This is a genomic window from Citromicrobium bathyomarinum (assembly GCA_001306305.2).
GTDB classification, from domain to species: Bacteria; Pseudomonadota; Alphaproteobacteria; order Sphingomonadales; family Sphingomonadaceae; genus Alteriqipengyuania; species Alteriqipengyuania bathyomarina.
Window position 1 is genome coordinate 323,438 of sequence record CP155577.1, and the last position, 16,377, is coordinate 339,814.

Annotated in this window: 21 protein-coding genes; 9 read left to right on the plus strand and 12 right to left on the minus strand. The window is 61.8% G+C overall.

Annotation, left to right across the window (positions count from 1 at the left end; translation table 11 throughout):
* Positions 1 to 421 precede the first annotated feature (421 nt).
* The 12 genes from VO57_001585 to VO57_001640 all read right to left on the minus strand — a co-directional run bounded on the left by VO57_001585 (position 422) and on the right by VO57_001640 (position 9,778).
* Complete coding sequence (locus tag VO57_001585; protein ID XBL70056.1) at positions 422 to 643, minus strand: hypothetical protein; 222 nt, start codon at positions 641 to 643, stop codon at positions 422 to 424.
* A gap of 400 nt (positions 644 to 1,043) precedes the next feature.
* Positions 1,044 to 1,430 carry a single-stranded DNA-binding protein gene (locus VO57_001590; protein XBL70057.1) on the minus strand — a complete coding sequence of 129 codons (387 nt, stop codon included), beginning with the start codon at positions 1,428 to 1,430 and terminating at the stop codon, positions 1,044 to 1,046.
* A 268-nt stretch (positions 1,431 to 1,698) separates the two neighbouring features.
* On the minus strand, positions 1,699 to 1,968 hold the full coding sequence (locus VO57_001595; protein ID XBL70058.1) for a hypothetical protein: 270 nt from the start codon (positions 1,966 to 1,968) through the stop codon (positions 1,699 to 1,701).
* A 71-nt stretch (positions 1,969 to 2,039) separates the two neighbouring features.
* On the minus strand, positions 2,040 to 2,393 hold the full coding sequence (locus tag VO57_001600; GenBank protein ID XBL70059.1) for a hypothetical protein: 354 nt from the start codon (positions 2,391 to 2,393) through the stop codon (positions 2,040 to 2,042).
* A gap of 705 nt (positions 2,394 to 3,098) precedes the next feature.
* A complete protein-coding gene (locus tag VO57_001605) occupies positions 3,099 to 3,770 on the minus strand; it encodes a DUF2231 domain-containing protein (GenBank protein ID XBL70060.1) in 672 nt (223 codons plus the stop codon).
* A gap of 230 nt (positions 3,771 to 4,000) precedes the next feature.
* On the minus strand, positions 4,001 to 4,732 hold the full coding sequence (locus VO57_001610) for a PepSY domain-containing protein (GenBank protein XBL70061.1): 732 nt from the start codon (positions 4,730 to 4,732) through the stop codon (positions 4,001 to 4,003).
* A gap of 27 nt (positions 4,733 to 4,759) precedes the next feature.
* A complete protein-coding gene (locus VO57_001615) occupies positions 4,760 to 5,278 on the minus strand; it encodes a nuclear transport factor 2 family protein (protein ID XBL70062.1) in 519 nt (172 codons plus the stop codon).
* 24 nt (positions 5,279 to 5,302) lie between these two features.
* Positions 5,303 to 6,616, minus strand: coding sequence for a copper resistance protein B (locus tag VO57_001620; GenBank protein XBL70063.1), 1,314 nt, complete (start codon positions 6,614 to 6,616; stop codon positions 5,303 to 5,305).
* On the minus strand, positions 6,613 to 8,421 hold the full coding sequence (locus tag VO57_001625) for a copper resistance system multicopper oxidase (protein XBL70064.1): 1,809 nt from the start codon (positions 8,419 to 8,421) through the stop codon (positions 6,613 to 6,615). Before VO57_001625 ends, VO57_001620 begins: the two co-directional genes overlap by 4 nt.
* 55 nt (positions 8,422 to 8,476) lie before the next feature.
* Positions 8,477 to 9,037: an RNA polymerase sigma factor gene (locus tag VO57_001630; protein ID XBL70065.1), complete on the minus strand. Its 561-nt coding sequence runs from the start codon at positions 9,035 to 9,037 to the stop codon at positions 8,477 to 8,479.
* 6 nt (positions 9,038 to 9,043) lie between these two features.
* Positions 9,044 to 9,478, minus strand: a complete 435-nt coding sequence (locus VO57_001635; GenBank protein ID XBL70066.1) for a periplasmic heavy metal sensor — start codon at positions 9,476 to 9,478, stop codon at positions 9,044 to 9,046.
* Between the two features lie 3 nt (positions 9,479 to 9,481).
* Positions 9,482 to 9,778 carry a hypothetical protein gene (locus VO57_001640; protein ID XBL70067.1) on the minus strand — a complete coding sequence of 99 codons (297 nt, stop codon included), beginning with the start codon at positions 9,776 to 9,778 and terminating at the stop codon, positions 9,482 to 9,484.
* A gap of 162 nt (positions 9,779 to 9,940) precedes the next feature.
* On the opposite strand from VO57_001640, the gene VO57_001645 reads away from it, so the two are divergent.
* From VO57_001645 to VO57_001685, 9 genes are all read left to right on the plus strand, one after another.
* Positions 9,941 to 10,774: an IS5 family transposase gene (locus VO57_001645; GenBank protein ID XBL70068.1), complete on the plus strand. Its 834-nt coding sequence runs from the start codon at positions 9,941 to 9,943 to the stop codon at positions 10,772 to 10,774.
* Between the two features lie 96 nt (positions 10,775 to 10,870).
* Entirely contained in the window at positions 10,871 to 11,575 is a 705-nt protein-coding gene (locus VO57_001650) for a class I SAM-dependent methyltransferase (protein ID XBL70069.1), read from the plus strand.
* Positions 11,572 to 12,036, plus strand: a complete 465-nt coding sequence (locus tag VO57_001655; GenBank protein ID XBL70070.1) for a DUF411 domain-containing protein — start codon at positions 11,572 to 11,574, stop codon at positions 12,034 to 12,036. The genes VO57_001650 and VO57_001655 overlap by 4 nt, the downstream gene beginning before the upstream one ends.
* 211 nt (positions 12,037 to 12,247) lie before the next feature.
* Entirely contained in the window at positions 12,248 to 12,520 is a 273-nt protein-coding gene (locus tag VO57_001660; protein XBL70071.1) for a hypothetical protein, read from the plus strand.
* Between the two features lie 308 nt (positions 12,521 to 12,828).
* Positions 12,829 to 14,109: an APC family permease gene (locus VO57_001665; protein XBL70072.1), complete on the plus strand. Its 1,281-nt coding sequence runs from the start codon at positions 12,829 to 12,831 to the stop codon at positions 14,107 to 14,109.
* A complete protein-coding gene (locus tag VO57_001670; GenBank protein XBL70073.1) occupies positions 14,106 to 14,519 on the plus strand; it encodes a potassium channel family protein in 414 nt (137 codons plus the stop codon). Before VO57_001665 ends, VO57_001670 begins: the two co-directional genes overlap by 4 nt.
* A gap of 59 nt (positions 14,520 to 14,578) precedes the next feature.
* A complete protein-coding gene (locus VO57_001675) occupies positions 14,579 to 15,043 on the plus strand; it encodes a DUF305 domain-containing protein (protein XBL71374.1) in 465 nt (154 codons plus the stop codon).
* Entirely contained in the window at positions 15,040 to 15,528 is a 489-nt protein-coding gene (locus VO57_001680; GenBank protein ID XBL70074.1) for a DUF6692 family protein, read from the plus strand. Before VO57_001675 ends, VO57_001680 begins: the two co-directional genes overlap by 4 nt.
* A 108-nt stretch (positions 15,529 to 15,636) precedes the next feature.
* The gene (locus tag VO57_001685) at positions 15,637 to 16,341 is read left to right on the plus strand and encodes an NAD(P)H-binding protein (protein ID XBL70075.1); all 705 of its coding nucleotides are present in this window, start codon (positions 15,637 to 15,639) and stop codon (positions 16,339 to 16,341) included.
* Positions 16,342 to 16,377 lie beyond the last annotated feature (36 nt).

Genomic DNA, 16,377 nt, shown 5'->3' on the forward strand with positions numbered 1-16,377 from the left:
GCGGCATCCGCGCAGAACCCGACGCTATCGCGCTGCCCGGCAGGCTTTCGGCTGCAATGCCGAAGGCTCAGAGCAATGAACCGCACCTGCGAGAGAGGCAGTGGCCAAGGGCCTGTGGGAAGCAAGGCAAGCGGGACCTGTCGCGGCCGTAGCTTCCCGCTCGCCCGACCCGCTGCCGGTTCGCAAGTGCATGCGGGGCCCCAAAAACACGTAATGCCGCACCCTCAGGAGCGTATCGCCAGATGCGCGGGACAGAGTGCGTCCCCAGCCCCGCTCCATTTATCCCGATCGCCAGTTGGCCAAGCCGATGTTTGGAGAACCGCCGATTGCTGCTGGATCGAAACTTGAACCTGTAGCTCAGCCCATAAGAGACACGAAAAAAGGGCAGGAACCGCTGCCGGTCCCTGCCCTGCAGAATGCCTCAGAATTCGTCGAGCATTCCGCCATGGACGGTATGAACGACCCGGATCGCAAGATGCGGGGGCAGCGCATTGTAGTCGCCTTCGTCGACCGCGCGATATCCGAGTTCGTCATCCTCGATAACATGCTGGTCGAAGAAGCTGTGCAAGGCCCGTTGCTCAGCTGTTTCCAGAGCCTCGAAATAATTGCGCGAAGGCAGTGTGCATTTCGTGAAATAGGTCATGATAATCCTCCTGAAATCTGTCGCGAGACGACAGGAGGTTGGCCGATGGGCCCGGGCAGACCGGGTCACAGGATCGCCTGACAGGGCGACCGCGAAGCGGCGCAGGGGGAAACGGTTTTGTCCGGTGCCGGATGCAATCCGGCGGCGGACAAAATGGTGGGGCCCCTGCCGTCCTTGATGCGGGCGGCGCGGGACCATCATGCTGGAAATGCGGTAAGCCAGGCCAATCCAGTCCACCTCAAACGACCGTTTCAGATGATCGCTGCCATAATGGGTCGGGCCCTCCGGGCAGCGCCTGGCTATTCCCCGGAGAAAAGACCGAGCGAAAGGAAGGGTGAACAGCGAAAGAGGCCCTGCCGTTTCCGGCAGAGCCTCCTTTGGCTGGTTCGATGGCGCCGGATCAGTCGATCGGAGGGGCGTCCTGGTTGTCGCCGCCATTGGCCCGCGAGAGGAAATCGACCTTGTCGGCAAGGATCTCCGAGCCATACCGCGTCACACCGTCCTGGTCTTCCCACTGCGTGTAGTGGATGCGGCCCTGGACCGAGACCAGCTGGCCTTTCGAGCAGTACTGACCGACGGTCTTGGCGAGGCCGTTGAAGCAGGTCACACGGTGGAATTCGCTGTCCTTGGCGGTGTAGCCGTTCTCGTCCTTGTAGGTCTTGCCGTCCTTGTCGCGTGCAGGACGATCGGTGACGACGGTGATCCCGGTGACGCTGGTGCCGCCCTTGGTCTCGCGGGTGTCGGGATCGCGGGCGATGCGGCCGGTGAGGATTGCGATATTGGTCATGATGAAATTCCTTCAGTTCCTCAAACCGGAGACCATCTCCGGCTTGCGAACATCCAGAAGAAGCAGGGCATGGGAGGACTGCACCGCAGGCCTGAAGGGCCGAAGGGAAACCTGTTCATGACGAGTGGTGCGGGCAGGCGGCGAAGCCGCCAACACGGCCGGAAAGGAACGGGTTGCGGCTCCTCAGCTGACCTGGTTCAGGACTGTTCGCGAAGAAAGCCGGATGGGTATCGGGTGCGGGTCTGAAGGTGCCAGGACCCTGCTGCAATCAGCTTACCTCATTGCCTTCCGATGCCGCCAGGAGATCCATGAAGTTGCGGGCTGCTTCCCGGTCTTCCTCGTTCTCGAAGGCCACGTCGAGGTCGGGGGCAGACCCGAGCAGGTAGAGCATGGCCCACAGGGCAAAGCGTTTTCCCCGGTCCTGCTCCAGACCGAGATCGACCTGGCATCGCTCGATCCCCGAGGCCAAGGTTTCTGCGCCAACCGCTCCAGGATCGGCAGTGCCAAAATAGCGCATGAGAAGCGTATCGAGGTCCATCGCACTCTTTTCGGATCATCGGTCGGGCCGCGGCGAGGAAGGCCAGCATTCGTGGCCCGGTCATGCGTCGCTCAATCAGCGGTGGGTTGCTCGCGAAGCCGCCGGGCGCGCTCGACGAAGTGCTCCATCTGGGTGGCGGCATGCAGGGTAAGCGGATGCGGCTTCGCATCGGCACGCGGGGATATGAATTCCGCGATTTCTTCGATTGCTGCAAGCTGATCGGCGCTGGCCTTCGACAGAAGGCCGAGCACCATGTTCTCAAGGGCGATCACCCTGATGCGCAATTGGATGATCTCGGCATCGGAAAGTGGCGGAATATCCCATTTCTCGCAATCGGCAGCGAGCGCTTCCTGCGGCCCGCAGGGCAATGCCCCGCCTTCGTCTTCCCAGCGCGACAGCGCCCCGGCTTTTCCCGTTTCCGACATATGCGGTTCCTTTCATAGCCAACGAGGCGATCGTCTGCACGCTGCTCACATAGCACAAAGCCCTACCGGGATGCGCCTGGCACGGCGACAGCGAAGCCGGGCAAACGGAACCCCGCGCGGGTTGGTCTTCACGCGGGGTTCCTGAACGACCCCTTGGGGGCACCTGCGACCCGCAGGGCTTCGGGGGGAGGCGGGGCCGTCCTTTCCTGATCTTGCGTTGTTCGTTGCGGTTTCCTGCCCAGGGTATCTCCTGAATAGCCGTGTCACCGGGGAACGCGCCCGATCACATGCTGTCCATGTCGTGATCGGCCATCGAGGACATGTCATGGCCCGCATGGGGATCGGCGGGCGGGGTCGCCTCGCTCGCGGGTTGCGTGCGCGTTGCTGGCGCTGCGGGTGTGGCAGTTGCGCGTGATGCGGGCGGGACAGCGCGCCGTGACGCAGGCGTGGCGGCGCCAATTGTCGAAAGAGCGTCCTGACGTGCGGCCGCTGCCTCATTTTCGGAGGGAGAGGTTGCCGGGTCTGCAAGACCCGCCTCGGGTGCCGTGCCAGGCATCACCGCAGTTCCGCCCATAGGCGAAACCTCAGCAGCCGGTGTGCTCTCCTGCGCTTGGTCACAAGCGGCGAGAGCGAACGTCAATGGCGCGGTCGCGAGAAATGCTATCGCGGTGTTCGATTTCAGAATTCGCATGTTATTCAACTCCTTCAGAGCCACGAAACGCCAAGATGGTCCGGTCCGTGCGCGAGCTCGCCGCCAAGGAACCCCTGGATGAGAACGAGTGCCGCCATGGAGAAGATCGACGCGCGCAACCATGCGCGGCTCTGGCTCGGCCTGCTCGCGAGGTATGCCATCGCAATACCGAGAACCGCGATCAGCATACCGGTCCATCGATGGACTTGCATGACAGTATCGCCGCCGAACCACAGACCGGTGTGAATCCATCCGAACAGAACTGCGACGACTGCGCCGATTGCTCCGCCGTAGACGAGTACGCGCACCGCACTTTCCAGGCCCGCTCCTTTCCGGCGCATCACGAACAATTCGGTGGCCGCAGCCATGAGAAACAAGGCGATCGGGAAATGGATCGTTGCCGGATGCAGCTTCTTCAGTACGGCCATGACGCCGGCTTCGCCCTCATTCGCATGGCCACCGGCCTCGTCATGACCTCCGCCCGCTTCATCGTGCGCGCCGGAGGACTCGCCAGCATCCGCAGTCTCGCCCATCTGCGCCATGGCCGCCTGGTCGTGCACATCGCCATTGGTGGCAGCAGGCGCGGCGCTCGCCTCTTCGCCGTGCTTTTCGTCGCCATGAGCCTGAACTGGTCCGACGAAGAGCAGGCTTGCGGCGAGCAGCGCCAGAAATGAGGGGGCTTTCATGTCTCGTATGTCTTCCGACCCTGCAGTTAAAGTGCGACCTATGTGCCTGATACGCACGGCAGCCGCGTGCCCCTCACATTAATTTGATGGTATTGGCGCGACAGAAGAGCGTCTGCGGGATCAGGTCCGATGCCGGCACGATCGCGATCGTCGAACGCATTCGGCTCCTGGCCCGTTGGGCCTGGCGAACGGGGGTAAGGCGTTCGCCCACGCACATTAGCCCCATGGGCTCAGGCGAGCTTGCTCTTCTTTGCGCGGCGGCGCAGCCTCGGCATCCGGTTCGCCAGCAGGACGAAACCCGACAGGGCTATGATCGTGCCGCCAATACCGAACAGGAGCAGCCACCAACTGTTGATGCGGTCGCGCTCGGTCCAATCCATGATGTGGAGGCCCCAGATGAAATCGAACAGGCGCCATGTATCACTACGCGCCGGCCCGAGGGTACCGCTGCTGGCATCGATGTAGAGGCGCGTCGAAGCCTCGTCAGCATAGGTGACCTGCCAGGCCGGAAAAGGGCCGCGAAACTCGGTTCCGACGGGGTCATCGACGATCCGTGCGGCCTCGATGGTCGTGCGCGGCCCGGTCCATGCGCGCAAGGCGATGGATTTTGCCGTTGCCGCCGAGATGGGGGAGAGTTTACGCCCAGTCACCGGATCGTGGAGGCTCACGCTACCGTCAACCTTGCGGACCTCGGTCACGGCATCGCCGTCGAGCGAACGTGTCGTTACCGCTGCAAGAGTACCGTCGTTTGCGACCCAGGCCGGGAGCGGGGCATCGGCGGGCAGCGCCTCTTGTTCACGCGAAACGACATGTTCGGAGCGAACTTCTTCCAGGTCGAGAAACGACATGAGGGCGCCGGTTCCCATCCACAAGAGAACCTGGACACCGACGAAAATCGCCAGCCATTTGTGGATCTTGCTGCCGAGCACATGCAGGCGCAGCTTCAGCGACGGCGTTGCCAACCGGTGCTACCTCTTCGAAAGCCGTAATCAGTTGCGCGGCGCGCGCGACGAGGAATGGTACTGGACGATTCTCCAGCCGTCCGCATCGTGAGCAAGCACCGATGTCGCCACGCCGTCGCGCTCTATCACCCGGCCATCGGTAAGTTCGATGCGATAGCCATACGTCTCATTAGCATGGGCCATGTGCCCCATCCGGGTGACGGTCAGCGTGGGGTCGGTAAAGGTGAAGCTCACAATCGCGTCGAGCTCGGGGCCCAAATGGTGCTCCATGTAATTGGCAAAGCTTCCTTCCGCCTTGCCATTCTCGAAGATCGCCGAGTCCTCGTCGAAGAGCGCACGCATTGCCTGCGCGTCGCGCGCTTCAAGAGCGGTGCGATAGGCCTTGAGGGTTTCTTCAGCGCCCGCGACATCGTCCGCCGAAGCGTCCATCGCGTGCATCTGATGGTTCGCATGGGAAGAGTGGTCCATCTGCTGCGCGAAGGCTGGCAGCGGTATCAGCGTGGCAACAAGCGCAGTCGCCGCGATGCGTGTCAAAGTCTTGGTCATGGAAGTTCTATCCTTTTTGAGATTTCAGAACCAGAATCGCACACCGACGACATAATTGGTGACGCTCGGATCCTCTCCGGCGGCCCGCGCAAAATCCGCGCTGTCGCCGATGCGCCATTCCTGGGAAACGCCGACATAGGGCGCGAATTCGCGTGCGAACTCGTAGCGAAGACGCAGACCTGCCTCGATCCGGTCGAGGCCAGCGCCAATGCCGAGTTCGGGAATATCCTGAGCGGAAAGTGCGATTTCGGCACGCGGTTGAAGGATCAGCCGCTGCGTGATGCGCTGATCAAGTTCGCCCTCAAAACGCGCCGTCACATCGCCCTTGGTGGAGACGAAGGCCGCGGCATCGACCTCGAACTGGTAAGGCGCGATCCCTTGGATACCGATAACCGCGTGCGTGCGTTCCGGACCGGTCAGGTCCTGGCGAACACCCGCCTGGAAATCGAAGAAGGGCGCAATGGCGCGGCTCCAGAGCGCCTGGACCTCGGCGCCTTCTATGGGTTCGCCGAAGCTGCCCTCACCCTCGGACTTGAACCAGAATTTGTCTGTGTCGCCGCCATAATATCCCTGGATGTCCCACAGATATCCATCCTTCCCCTCGCGGGCGCGGTACTCGAGCCGGTCGCCCTGAAACCAGAAGCGCATTCCTCCGTCGGTCTCGCGGACAAGCTCGCGGCGCGCTTCGTTCATGGCTTCCTCGCCCCAGATGGCGACCGCCGCGCGCGCTGGGCCGCTCCCTGCTTCTGGAGGAGGCGGCAGCAGCGGGATATCATCGTCCGAGCCCATCTGCATCGCCGAATGGTCCATGCCCTGCCTGTCCTGCGAAGGCGTCTCCCCATGGTTCATCTGGCTGTGATCCATCTGCCCATGGTCCATCGACGAACTGGCCTCCGCCTGACCCATCTCGCCGTGATTCATCTGCGAATGATCCATCGCGCCTTCGGCGGGCTTGCCCTGCGGCATCGAGCCGTGATCCATTCCTTCATGACTTTCGGGCGATGCCTGTGGACGGGCAGCGTCCACAGGCATTGTCATGCCAGAATGGCCATCCTGAGCGGTCATCGCACCATGATCCATGGTTGAGTGATCCATCTGCGAGCGGTCCATGGCGGCTTCAGGTTGAGCAGCCGGTTCGCATGCTCCATCTGCAACCGGATGCCCCATCGCGCGATGGCGCTCGGCTTCTTCCTCGCACTTCGTCTTCGCGTCAGCCTGCGCCTCGGCGCTTTGCTGCGGCTCCGCCGGCGAATGACCGGCATGCTGCGCCGCCGCGGGGGAGGCGAGAACTGAGCCGGCTGCGACCGATGCGAGCAGGCTGACAATACGAATTTTCATGCTTCGCTCCCGTCGGGATTGGCGACCGTGACGATCTGAAACATCCCGGCATGCATGTGGTAGAGAAGGTGACAGTGGAAGGCCCAGTCGCCCGGCTCGTCCGCCGTCAGGTCGAACTGCGCGCTGCCACCCGGCTGCAGGATTACCGTGTGCTTGAGCGGTTGACGATCGGCCGGCGCGCCATTGACCAGCTCGAAGAAATGACCGTGCAAGTGAATGGGGTGCGCCATCATCGTGTCGTTGACGAGCTTCACGCGCACGCGCTCGTTATAGGCGAAACGGATCGGCTCGTCTGAGACGGCGGAGAACTTCTTGCCGTCGAACGACCACATGTAGCGCTCCATATTGCCGGTCAGATGAATTTCCATTCGCCGGGACGGCGTGCGGCCCTCGCGGTGTGGAGTCAGAGCGCGCAGCTTGCGATAGTCGAGCGTACGATGCGGCACATCGGCGAGACCGATGCCGGGATCGCCCATGCGGTCGACCGGGTTCATCGAGACCATGTCGAGACCGGGCCCGACCTTCACATCGGGCGGCAGAAGCGACGTGTCGCGCATCTGCATCCCCGACATGCCGGCCATGCCTGCCATCTCGGATTGGCCGGACGAACCATGATCCATCCCCGCCATGTCGCCGCCACTTCCGTGGTCCATGCCCGACATGCCGGCATCGCCAGACGAGCCGTGGTCCATGCCGCTCATGCCCATGTCGGCCATGGTCAGAAGCGGCGGATCGCGCAGCGGCGGAATGGCGGCGCGCGCGCCGGGTGCGCTCGCGAGTGTGGCAATACCCATGCCCGAGCGGTCCATCGACTCCGCGACCAGCGTGTAGGCTTGTTGCGCGCCCGGCGTCACGACGACGTCGTATGTCTCGGCCACACCGATCTGGAACTCGTCGACCTCCACCGGCTCGACGTTCTGCCCGTCCGCCTGAACGATGGTCATCGGCAGGCCGGGAATGCGAATATTGAAGAAGGTCATGGCGCCGGCATTGATGAAGCGCAGCCGCACGCGTTCGCCCGGGCGGAAGAGGTATTCCAGATTGTCGAGCGGGCCATGGCCGTTCAGAAGATAGGTATAAGCCGCGCTCGACACGTCGAGGATGTCCGTCGGCATCATGCGCATTTTCGCCCACATCCGGCGATCCTCGCCCGAAAGCGGGTAATCGTCGGTCCAGGTGTTCTGGTTGTAGTTGAAGTAGCCTTCGCCCTTCTTGAGCTTGTCGAAAATCGTGTGGGGCGACATTTCGCTGAATTCGCTCAGCACCACGATATATTCGCGGTCGGCCTGGACCGGATCGGGTCCGGCGGGGTCGACCACGATCGCGCCGTAATGCCCGGCCTGTTCCTGCAGGCCGCTATGCGAGTGCCACCAGTAGGTACCCGACTGGCGAACCGGAAATTCGGCGGTGAAGGTCTCTCCCGGTTTGACGCCGGGAAAGCTCACGCCAGGCACTCCATCGAGCTGAAACGGCACGAGCAGACCGTGCCAGTGGATCGAGGTATCTTCCTCGAGCTGGTTATGGACATTGAGCCGGACGGTCGTGCCTTCCTGCAATCGCAACAGCGGACCGGGGATCGTGCCATTGACGGCGATCGCGCCGCCGCGCCTGTTGCCGGTCGCGAAGGCCGATCGGGCAACGGTGAGGTCGATATTGGGGCCGGATATCTCGTCCAGCCCCTTGCGGGCGTTACCTGCGAGGATGTCCGCGCCCCGTGCCCAGGCAGGCATCGCCCCGGCAAGGCCGAGCAGACCCATTCCTCCTGCTCCGGCTCCGAGAAACTTGCGTCGATTGACGGCGATCATAAAGGGCTCCTGACTTGGCGTTTACCGTTACTTACGCGCGCGCCCAGCCAACCCCTCAAAGTTTTTCGAAGCGCTCCTTCAGCCTGTTGCGCGCGCGATATACGCGGGTTTCGATCGCCTTTTCGGTCGTTCCGAGAAGATCGGCCGCCTCGGCCTGGCTACGCCCCTCGATGGTCACGAGCACAAGCGCTTCGCGCAGCCTTACAGGCATTCGCGCGATCTCGGCCTGAACGAGATTGAGCTCTTCCCTGGAAACGGCCAACGCTTCAGGACCCGGCAAATCGTCGGCGATGGAATGGAGTTCGTCATCACCCGACAGTCCGAAAAAGCCCGCGACCTTGCGCCTGCGCAAACGGTCCCGGCAGCGGTTGAGGACGACGGTTGTCAGATAGGGTCCGATCGGCTTGTTCGGATCGAGCCGATGGCGCGTCAGCCACACCGAAGCGAGGCTGTCCTGAACAACGTCCTCTGCCTGAGAAGGAGAGGAAAGCATGCGTGTCCCCAGCGCGAGAAGCCGACCCGTTTCATACTCGACGAGTTGGCTGAAAGCCCGCTTGTTTCCAGCCCTCGCCTGCGAAACAAGGGCCTCATCTGGATTGTCGCCCGCCCCCGACATGGCGCTTCAGTCGCGCGGGTCGCGGGTCAGGGCGTCGGAGACCTTGCGGTCGAACTGGCGTTGCTGCTCGGGTTCGAGAATTGCACGCATGTCGAAGACATGGCGCACCGTTGCCTTCTGCAGATCGCCCATGCGTGCATGCACCTCGTCGATCGCGGCCGAGACCTCGGGGCCGTATTCGTGCTCGCTTTCCATCGCCTGGGCGAGCCGGGCATTGGCTGCGCGCGCCGATCCTTCGAGCCGTGCCCTTTCGACCGCGAAACGGGCCTCGAGCGCATCGAGACGCTGCTCCTGGTCGGCCGTCAGGGTGAGCTCGTCGTGCACGAAATCGTGGAGGCCGGAGCCAGCCTCGTGATTGGCCCAGCGATCCGCGGCAATCGCGCCGAGGCATCCTGCAAGTGCTGCGAGAAGCACCGCGAGAACGATATGCGTCGTCTTCAAACCTTATTGCTCCACATGGAGGAGCGCCGATGGGGACAGCTGTTCGCCGAGGATAAGACTCTCGCCAAATGACGCGGAAGACGTGCCATAGCCGCCGGGCCAACCGCTCGTTCCGGCGCCAGCTCCAAGCCCGACGACGAACAGACCGACGAACAGAGCCGTCCTGCGGCGTCGGTCGGCGATTTCGCCAAGCTGTCCGGCGCGCTGCCAAACGCCATCCATGAAGTCGGCGGGGACCTCGCTGGTGGTGGTGGCGGAAAGGGTTCCGAGCACCGCATCAAGAGAGTGATTGTCACGCATCCGAAAAACTCCTGTGGGTTCCACGTGCCCTATACGCGCTCGCCTGCACAATCCCTTAGAGCCTGTCTTCAAAAGTAGTTGGGAGATATCAGCTGGTTGCGCTTGACGCGCTGGTGCATCGCTGATTCCGGGGTTTCGCCAGAAACGACCGAGGAATAAGCGATGTGGACCGATACCTCCCGGCAGCAGCATAGCCGCCCGGGTCTACGTTATCCAAGCGATTTGCGCGATGCCGAGTGGGCCTTGATCGAGCCTCTGTTGCCGCCCGCGAAACCTGGCGGCAGGCCGCGCTGCGCCGACCTGCGCGAGGTGATGAACGCGATCCTCTATCTGGCAACAAGCGGTTGCCAATGGCGGATGCTGCCCAAGGATTTCCCTCCGCTCTCGACGGTTCAACGCTATTTCTATGCCTGGCGCGACAGCGGCCTATGGCAGACGATCAATCACCTGCTGGTGATGGCTGCGCGCCAGATCGAAGGGCGCGAGGCCAGCCCCAGCGCCGGGGTGATCGATAGCCAGAGCGTCAAGACCACCGAGAGTGGCGGCCCACGGGGCTACGATGCGGGCAAGAAGATCATGGGACGCAAGCGTCACATCATCACCGATACGCTCGGACTGATGTTGTTCGTCACCATCCACGCTGCCAGCATTCAGGATCGCGACGGGGCGGTCGATCTCATCAAGGCAATCCGCTACCGCTTCCCGTGGCTGCGCCACCTCTTCGCCGATGGGGGCTACGCAGGCGACAAGCTCATCGGCGCGCTTCAAGGGCATGGGCAATGGACGCTCGAGATCGTGCGCCGCTGCGACACCGCCAGGGGCTTTGTTCTGCTCCCGCGCCGCTGGGTGGTCGAGCGCACCTTCGCCTGGCTCGGCAGATGTCGACGGCTCGCAAAGGACTGGGAAAGAACTATCGAAAGTTCCACCGCATGGACTACCATCGCCCACATCCGCCGCCTCACCCGCCTCATCGCAAGCCACTGCCAGATCGCATAAACTTCTGAGTCAGGCTCTTAAACTTCTTTTTTTTGAGGGAATGTCCCCCGCCATACGTAATCGAGACGGGTCTGCCAGAATCGGGTCGAACCCGGGATGAATGGGAGCGAACGCGTGAACAATATCACCGCGCCTGAAGATCACGGCGAATTCACGCCTCTTCTTGGCAAGAGCTTTCTGACGCCGCTTTACGACCGGGCGCTCGGTCTGTTCACCCGCGAACATCTCTGGCGACAAAAGATTGTCGAAGAGCTGCACCTTGTCCCCGGCGACCGGGTGATCGATGTCGGCAGCGGAACCGGTACACTTCTCAAGGCCTTGATGACGGATTGCCCGGAAGCGGGTCTGATCGGTGTCGAACCCGACCAAGAGGCGCTCGCGCTTGCGCGGCGCAAGTTTGGGGCGGGAGCCGATCTCGTCAAATGGCACAATGGCTTTCTCGAAAGCCTCGAGCTGCCCGCAGGGTGGCAGCCGAACAAGATCGTCAGCAGCCTCGTCCTTCACCAAGTTCCCTTGCGCAAGAAGCAGGCAATCCTGGAAATTATCGAAAGCTTGCTCGTGCCAGGCGGAACCGTCTTGATCGCCGATTATATGAAGCAGGAGAGCCCACTCATGCGGAGCCTCTTCCGGGCGACCGTCCAGTCGCTTGACGGCATTAGCGACACGCAGCCCAGCGCCGACGGCGAAGTCGAAAAACTGTTCGCCGAAATCTTCACCGAGCCATGCCTGCTCCACCGGCTCCCGACGGTGACCGGGACGATCTCGCTATGGCGCGGATACAAGAAAGGAATTGCACAATGATCTGGAAAAAGCCTGCCCTGTTCCGGCGATCGGTTAGCGGCGCGGCCTTGCTCGTGCTGGCAGCCTGTTCGAACGTGGCTCAGGCAGCGACCTATACGATGTTTAGGGACCCCGGATGTGGATGCTGTCTCAACTGGGCAGGCCATCTTGAAGATGGGATGAACGCGAAGGTGGCATCGGTCGATAGCAACGACATGGCGGCGATCAAGACAGCGCGCGGCGTACCGGAAGAATTGTGGTCGTGCCACACGATGGAGGTCGATGGATACATCATCGAAGGTCACGTGCCCGCCGAAGCCGTCGCCCGACTTTTGCGCGAGCGGCCCGACGGCGTTGCCGGTCTAGCGGTTCCGGGAATGCCTCTGGGATCGCCCGGCATGGAGGCCGGAAACCGGATCCAGCCCTATGAGGTCATCGCCTTTGGTCCGACCGGACAGAGCGTCTTCGCATCTTATCGGTGATTGTAAGGAACTGACGCCAGTGGCCGCGCGAGAAATAAGGGCGATGTCTCGTTGAAGAACAATCGCGCGAGAATAACACAGAAGCCCGGGACACCGGGACGGGCGCTAAGATGCCTGTCGATCATCCCGCTGGGTCCGGGGCCGGCTGCCCCGACGGTCCCGGACCCTTCCGTTTGCATAATTTTAGGACGCACGAAGTGGGAGAAATGCGATGGTAAAAGGATCAATCAAGAACTCGATATTCGCATGGGGCTGGACGCTCAGCGTGTTCCTGCTTGTCAGCTACCTCCTATGCATTGCCTTCGGAGTCCTCGCACCCGAGCGGTTTCACATGCACCAAGCCTGGGCTCCGTTGCTGCCATGGTTCGAATGGCTGACCCTGTCGGGATTTCTCGCAGGAGCGGTGGGCAGTTTTCTCTACGGCTGGTACATCGCACTCATCGCGGTCCCGCTGCACCGGTTTTTCCAGGCCCGGTTTTCCTGATTTGACGCGCTGAATATTAGGCGCACTCAGCGTGGACTGCCGTGCCTTGACGCGCCGCCATCGGCATCGCTGCAGGAAGAAAGAGCGCGCCGCCGGAAATCGATAGCTCATCGCGATTCCGGGGCCAGCCCAAGGATGGCTCATGCCCCGCCAGAAAATTTTTTGAGGGGTGAGCCGCTTCGCAACGTACTGCTTGTCGTGATGTTTCTCGGACGGGAGGACATCGACAGGGGAAAGACTTGCAGACAGATGGCAACGATCAACATGGGAAGAGTGCTGGATCGATAACGCTGCTTGGCGGTGTCGCAATGGGAACCGGCGTCATGATCGGCGCTGGTATTTTCGCACTGACCGGCCAGATTGCCGAACTGGCTGGACCGCTATTTCCGCTTTCTTTCATAGTCGGCGCCCTGGTCACTTCCCTAGCCGCCTACAGCTACATCAAGATGTCGAACCGCTGGCCCTCCTCTGGCGGCATCGCGATGATTCTTCAGAAGGCCTACGGACCGGGTGTTGTTGCAGCATCGGCATCGCTCCTGATGGCGCTGTCGATGGTCATCAACGAAAGCCTGGTCGCTCGGACCTTCGCGACCTATGCCTTGCGGCCCTTTGGGCTCGAGAGCAGCGGCATTCTGGTTTCCGTCGCAGCGCTTGCGCTCATCGTCTTCGCCTATTTCGTGAATGCGGCAGGCAACAAATCGGTCAGCGGTTTCTCTCTCGTCATGTCGGCGATCAAGATCGGCGGCATCGCCCTGTTCGCGATTGCGGCGATCTGGGCCAGCGGCTTTTCGGGCGGCGCCTTCTCAGAGCCAGTCGCGCTTTCAGGTCTCGACGCGTTGCTCGCGTCGGTCGCCTTCTCGATCCTCGCGTTCAAGGGTTTCACCACCATCACCAACAGCGGCGGCGAAATCATCGATCCGCACCGAAATGTTGGCAGAACCATTATCATTTCGATCACAGTATGCGTGGTCGTCTACCTTCTGGTCGCGGTGGCGGTCGGAGCCAGCCTCGGCACTTCGGAAATAGCCCAAGCACGCGATTACTCGCTTGCGGCAGCTGCGCGCCCCGCGCTCGGAGAGCTTGGGTTCTATTTCACAGTCGCAATCGCGATCGCAGCCACGACCTCGGGTGTCATCGCCAGCGTTTTCGCCGTTTCGCGAATGCTGACGATGCTGACCGAAATGAAGATGATCCCGCATAGCCATTTTGGGATGAAGGGACCGATCCGCAGTCACATGCTGGTCTATACCGTCGTGGTCGCCGGCACGCTCGCGGTCCTGTTCGATCTTTCGCGGATCGCCTCGCTCGGAGCGTTCTTCTATCTCGTAATGGACATGCTCGTGCATTGGGGCGTGCTGCGCGGTTTGCGGGAAGAGATAGGCGCGCGTGCCTGGATCCTCTGGTCGGCGCTCATGGCGGACGGCGTAGTCCTGACAGCTTTTGCCCTCGCCAAGCTTAAAACCGACCCTGCGGTCGTTGCCTATGCGGTCGCAGGTATTGCCGCAGTGTTCGGAGCCGAATGGTTCTATCTACGTCGGAATCCTGCGCTGCGTGAAATGCCCGCCACAGACGATGGAGATCATCGATGATCGCCGCACTAATTCTCGCCATTGCACTTTTCCTGGCCTCGGTCGGCGTGCATCTGTCGATCCTCGGCGCCGGGCATCGCCTGCTCCACGCACCCGGAAATTTCTCCGCCAAGCTTCGGGTCGCGCTTCTCGTCCTGGCATCGCACCTGCTTGTCGCGACGCTCTTCGCTGGCGGTTTCTGGCTGGGCGCGGAGCTGGGCCTCGGCGGGTTCGACAAGACGCCGGCGATGAGTGCGATGGACTATTTCTATTTCTCGCCGATCAACGTGACCACGCTGGGGCTCGGCGACATCTACCCGACCGAGCACCTGCGCGTCATTGCCGGCGTCGAAGCCTTGACCGGCTTCGCGCTCATCAGCTGCTCGGCACAATTGTTCTGGACCATGATGAAGGAAGGAGAAAACGCATGACTGAAAGCTCATCCCACTCGGATAAGGGAGGGGGCGGCAACTACTGGCGGTTTATGGCCATGGTATCGACCTCGACCGTGATCATGTTCTTCCTGATGTACGCCAACAGCTTCGACATGGACGACGTGTTCTGGAGCGAGACGCGCTTCTGGATGATGTTCGTCATGGGCGCGATGATGATGGTGGTCATGCTGCTCTTCATGTGGGGCATGTACAAGGACCGGACCAAGAATTTAATCATCCTGGGTGTCGGAGCCGTCGTTTTCGCACTCGCGCTATGGCTCGTACGCAGCCAGACCACGGTCGACGACACCGAATACATGGCGGCGATGATCCCGCACCACTCGATCGCGATCATGACCAGCGAGAGAGCGAGCCTGAAGGATCCGCGTGTCCGCGAACTTGCTCAGGCCATCATCGTCGCGCAGCGGCGCGAGATCGCCGAGATGAAATATCTCATCCAGGACATCGAGGAGAACGGTCCGCGCACCGAAGAACGCCTGCCCGAGGAGATGCAGCAATGAACAAGATCGCACTTCTGACGCTTGCAGCCCTCCCGCTGGCGGCCTGCAACACCAATACCGCCATCGGCAATGATCGCGAAGCGCAGCTCGATCCTCCGGCAACGGCGGCGCCGATAGAGAGTGCTGCGAGCGCTCTTGCCAATCTCAGCCCCGGCCTCATGTTGCCCGAAACGATGAGCGACGCGGATCTTACCGCGCTGGGAGCCGAGAACACGTGCCAGTTCCGCCTGACCGAGGTCGCGTTCCCGTCGTTCGTCTACGACAACAGCGGTCGCGGGGCGATCAAGATCAATGGCAAACTGATCCCGGTCACGGCAAGCGCTTCGGGTGAGTATGCGGATGGTGAGCTTCGTATCCGTACGCGCCTTCTCGATGACGAGGGAGACGCGGGCCTGCAGATGCAGGAGCTGATCGTCGCCGGACCCCGGATGAAGGACGAGTTCGGGTTCTGGGGTTACACGACCTGTGGCAACAGCGAGGCGTGAAGACGAGCGAGCGGGCGCTAGCGTCCGTCGGTGCCCGCTCCACGATCACGATCAGCCCGGCACGCGCCGCCGAATTCATAATGAGGTACGACCGTGGAAGCTGAACCTGTGACCGATGCAGCCCCCCTTGCGGTCTTCGGTGCCGGAGGAAAGACCGGCACGGAAATATTGCGCCATGCGGTCCGCAAGGGCATCGCGGTACGAGCGTTCGAACACACCCTGCCCGAACCATCGGACAGGGTCGACAATGTCGAGTATTTCCAGTGCGACGTTCTCAATGACGACTTCAGCAGCGAGCTCGAAGGTTGCCGTGCGGTCATTTCCGCACTCGGTATAGGATTTAGCCCATCCACGGCGATCGATCCGCCTCCGCTTTACACGGAGGGAACCCGCAGGCTGGTGGAAGCGATGTCGGCGACCGGCATTTCCCGGATCGTCGTGATATCGGCGGCGTTCGTAGAGCCGCAGCCCAGCGTTCCTGCATGGTTCGAGCTCACAGCAAGACCAGCCTTGCACAATATTCTCGAACAGATGCGCGCCATGGAAGATCTTCTGGAGCGCGCGACAGGCCTGGAATGGACGGCGGCGCGACCGGGCTGGCTCCTCGACGAACCCTATACGGGCGAAGCCGTCATTTCCGACGAGCGTCTTGCCGAGGGTTGCTTTCGTTGCCGGCATGCCGACCTCGCGGCAGCGATGCTCGAATTCGTCTGCGAGAACACCTGGGTCAACGCCAAGCCCGCTATCGCCCGGCCAGAAGCAGACCGCTTCGAGAATGTCTCGGCACTCAAAGCCGAACTCGGGATCGACTAGATCGACGCGGTCTCACGGAAACACTCCAACAACGAG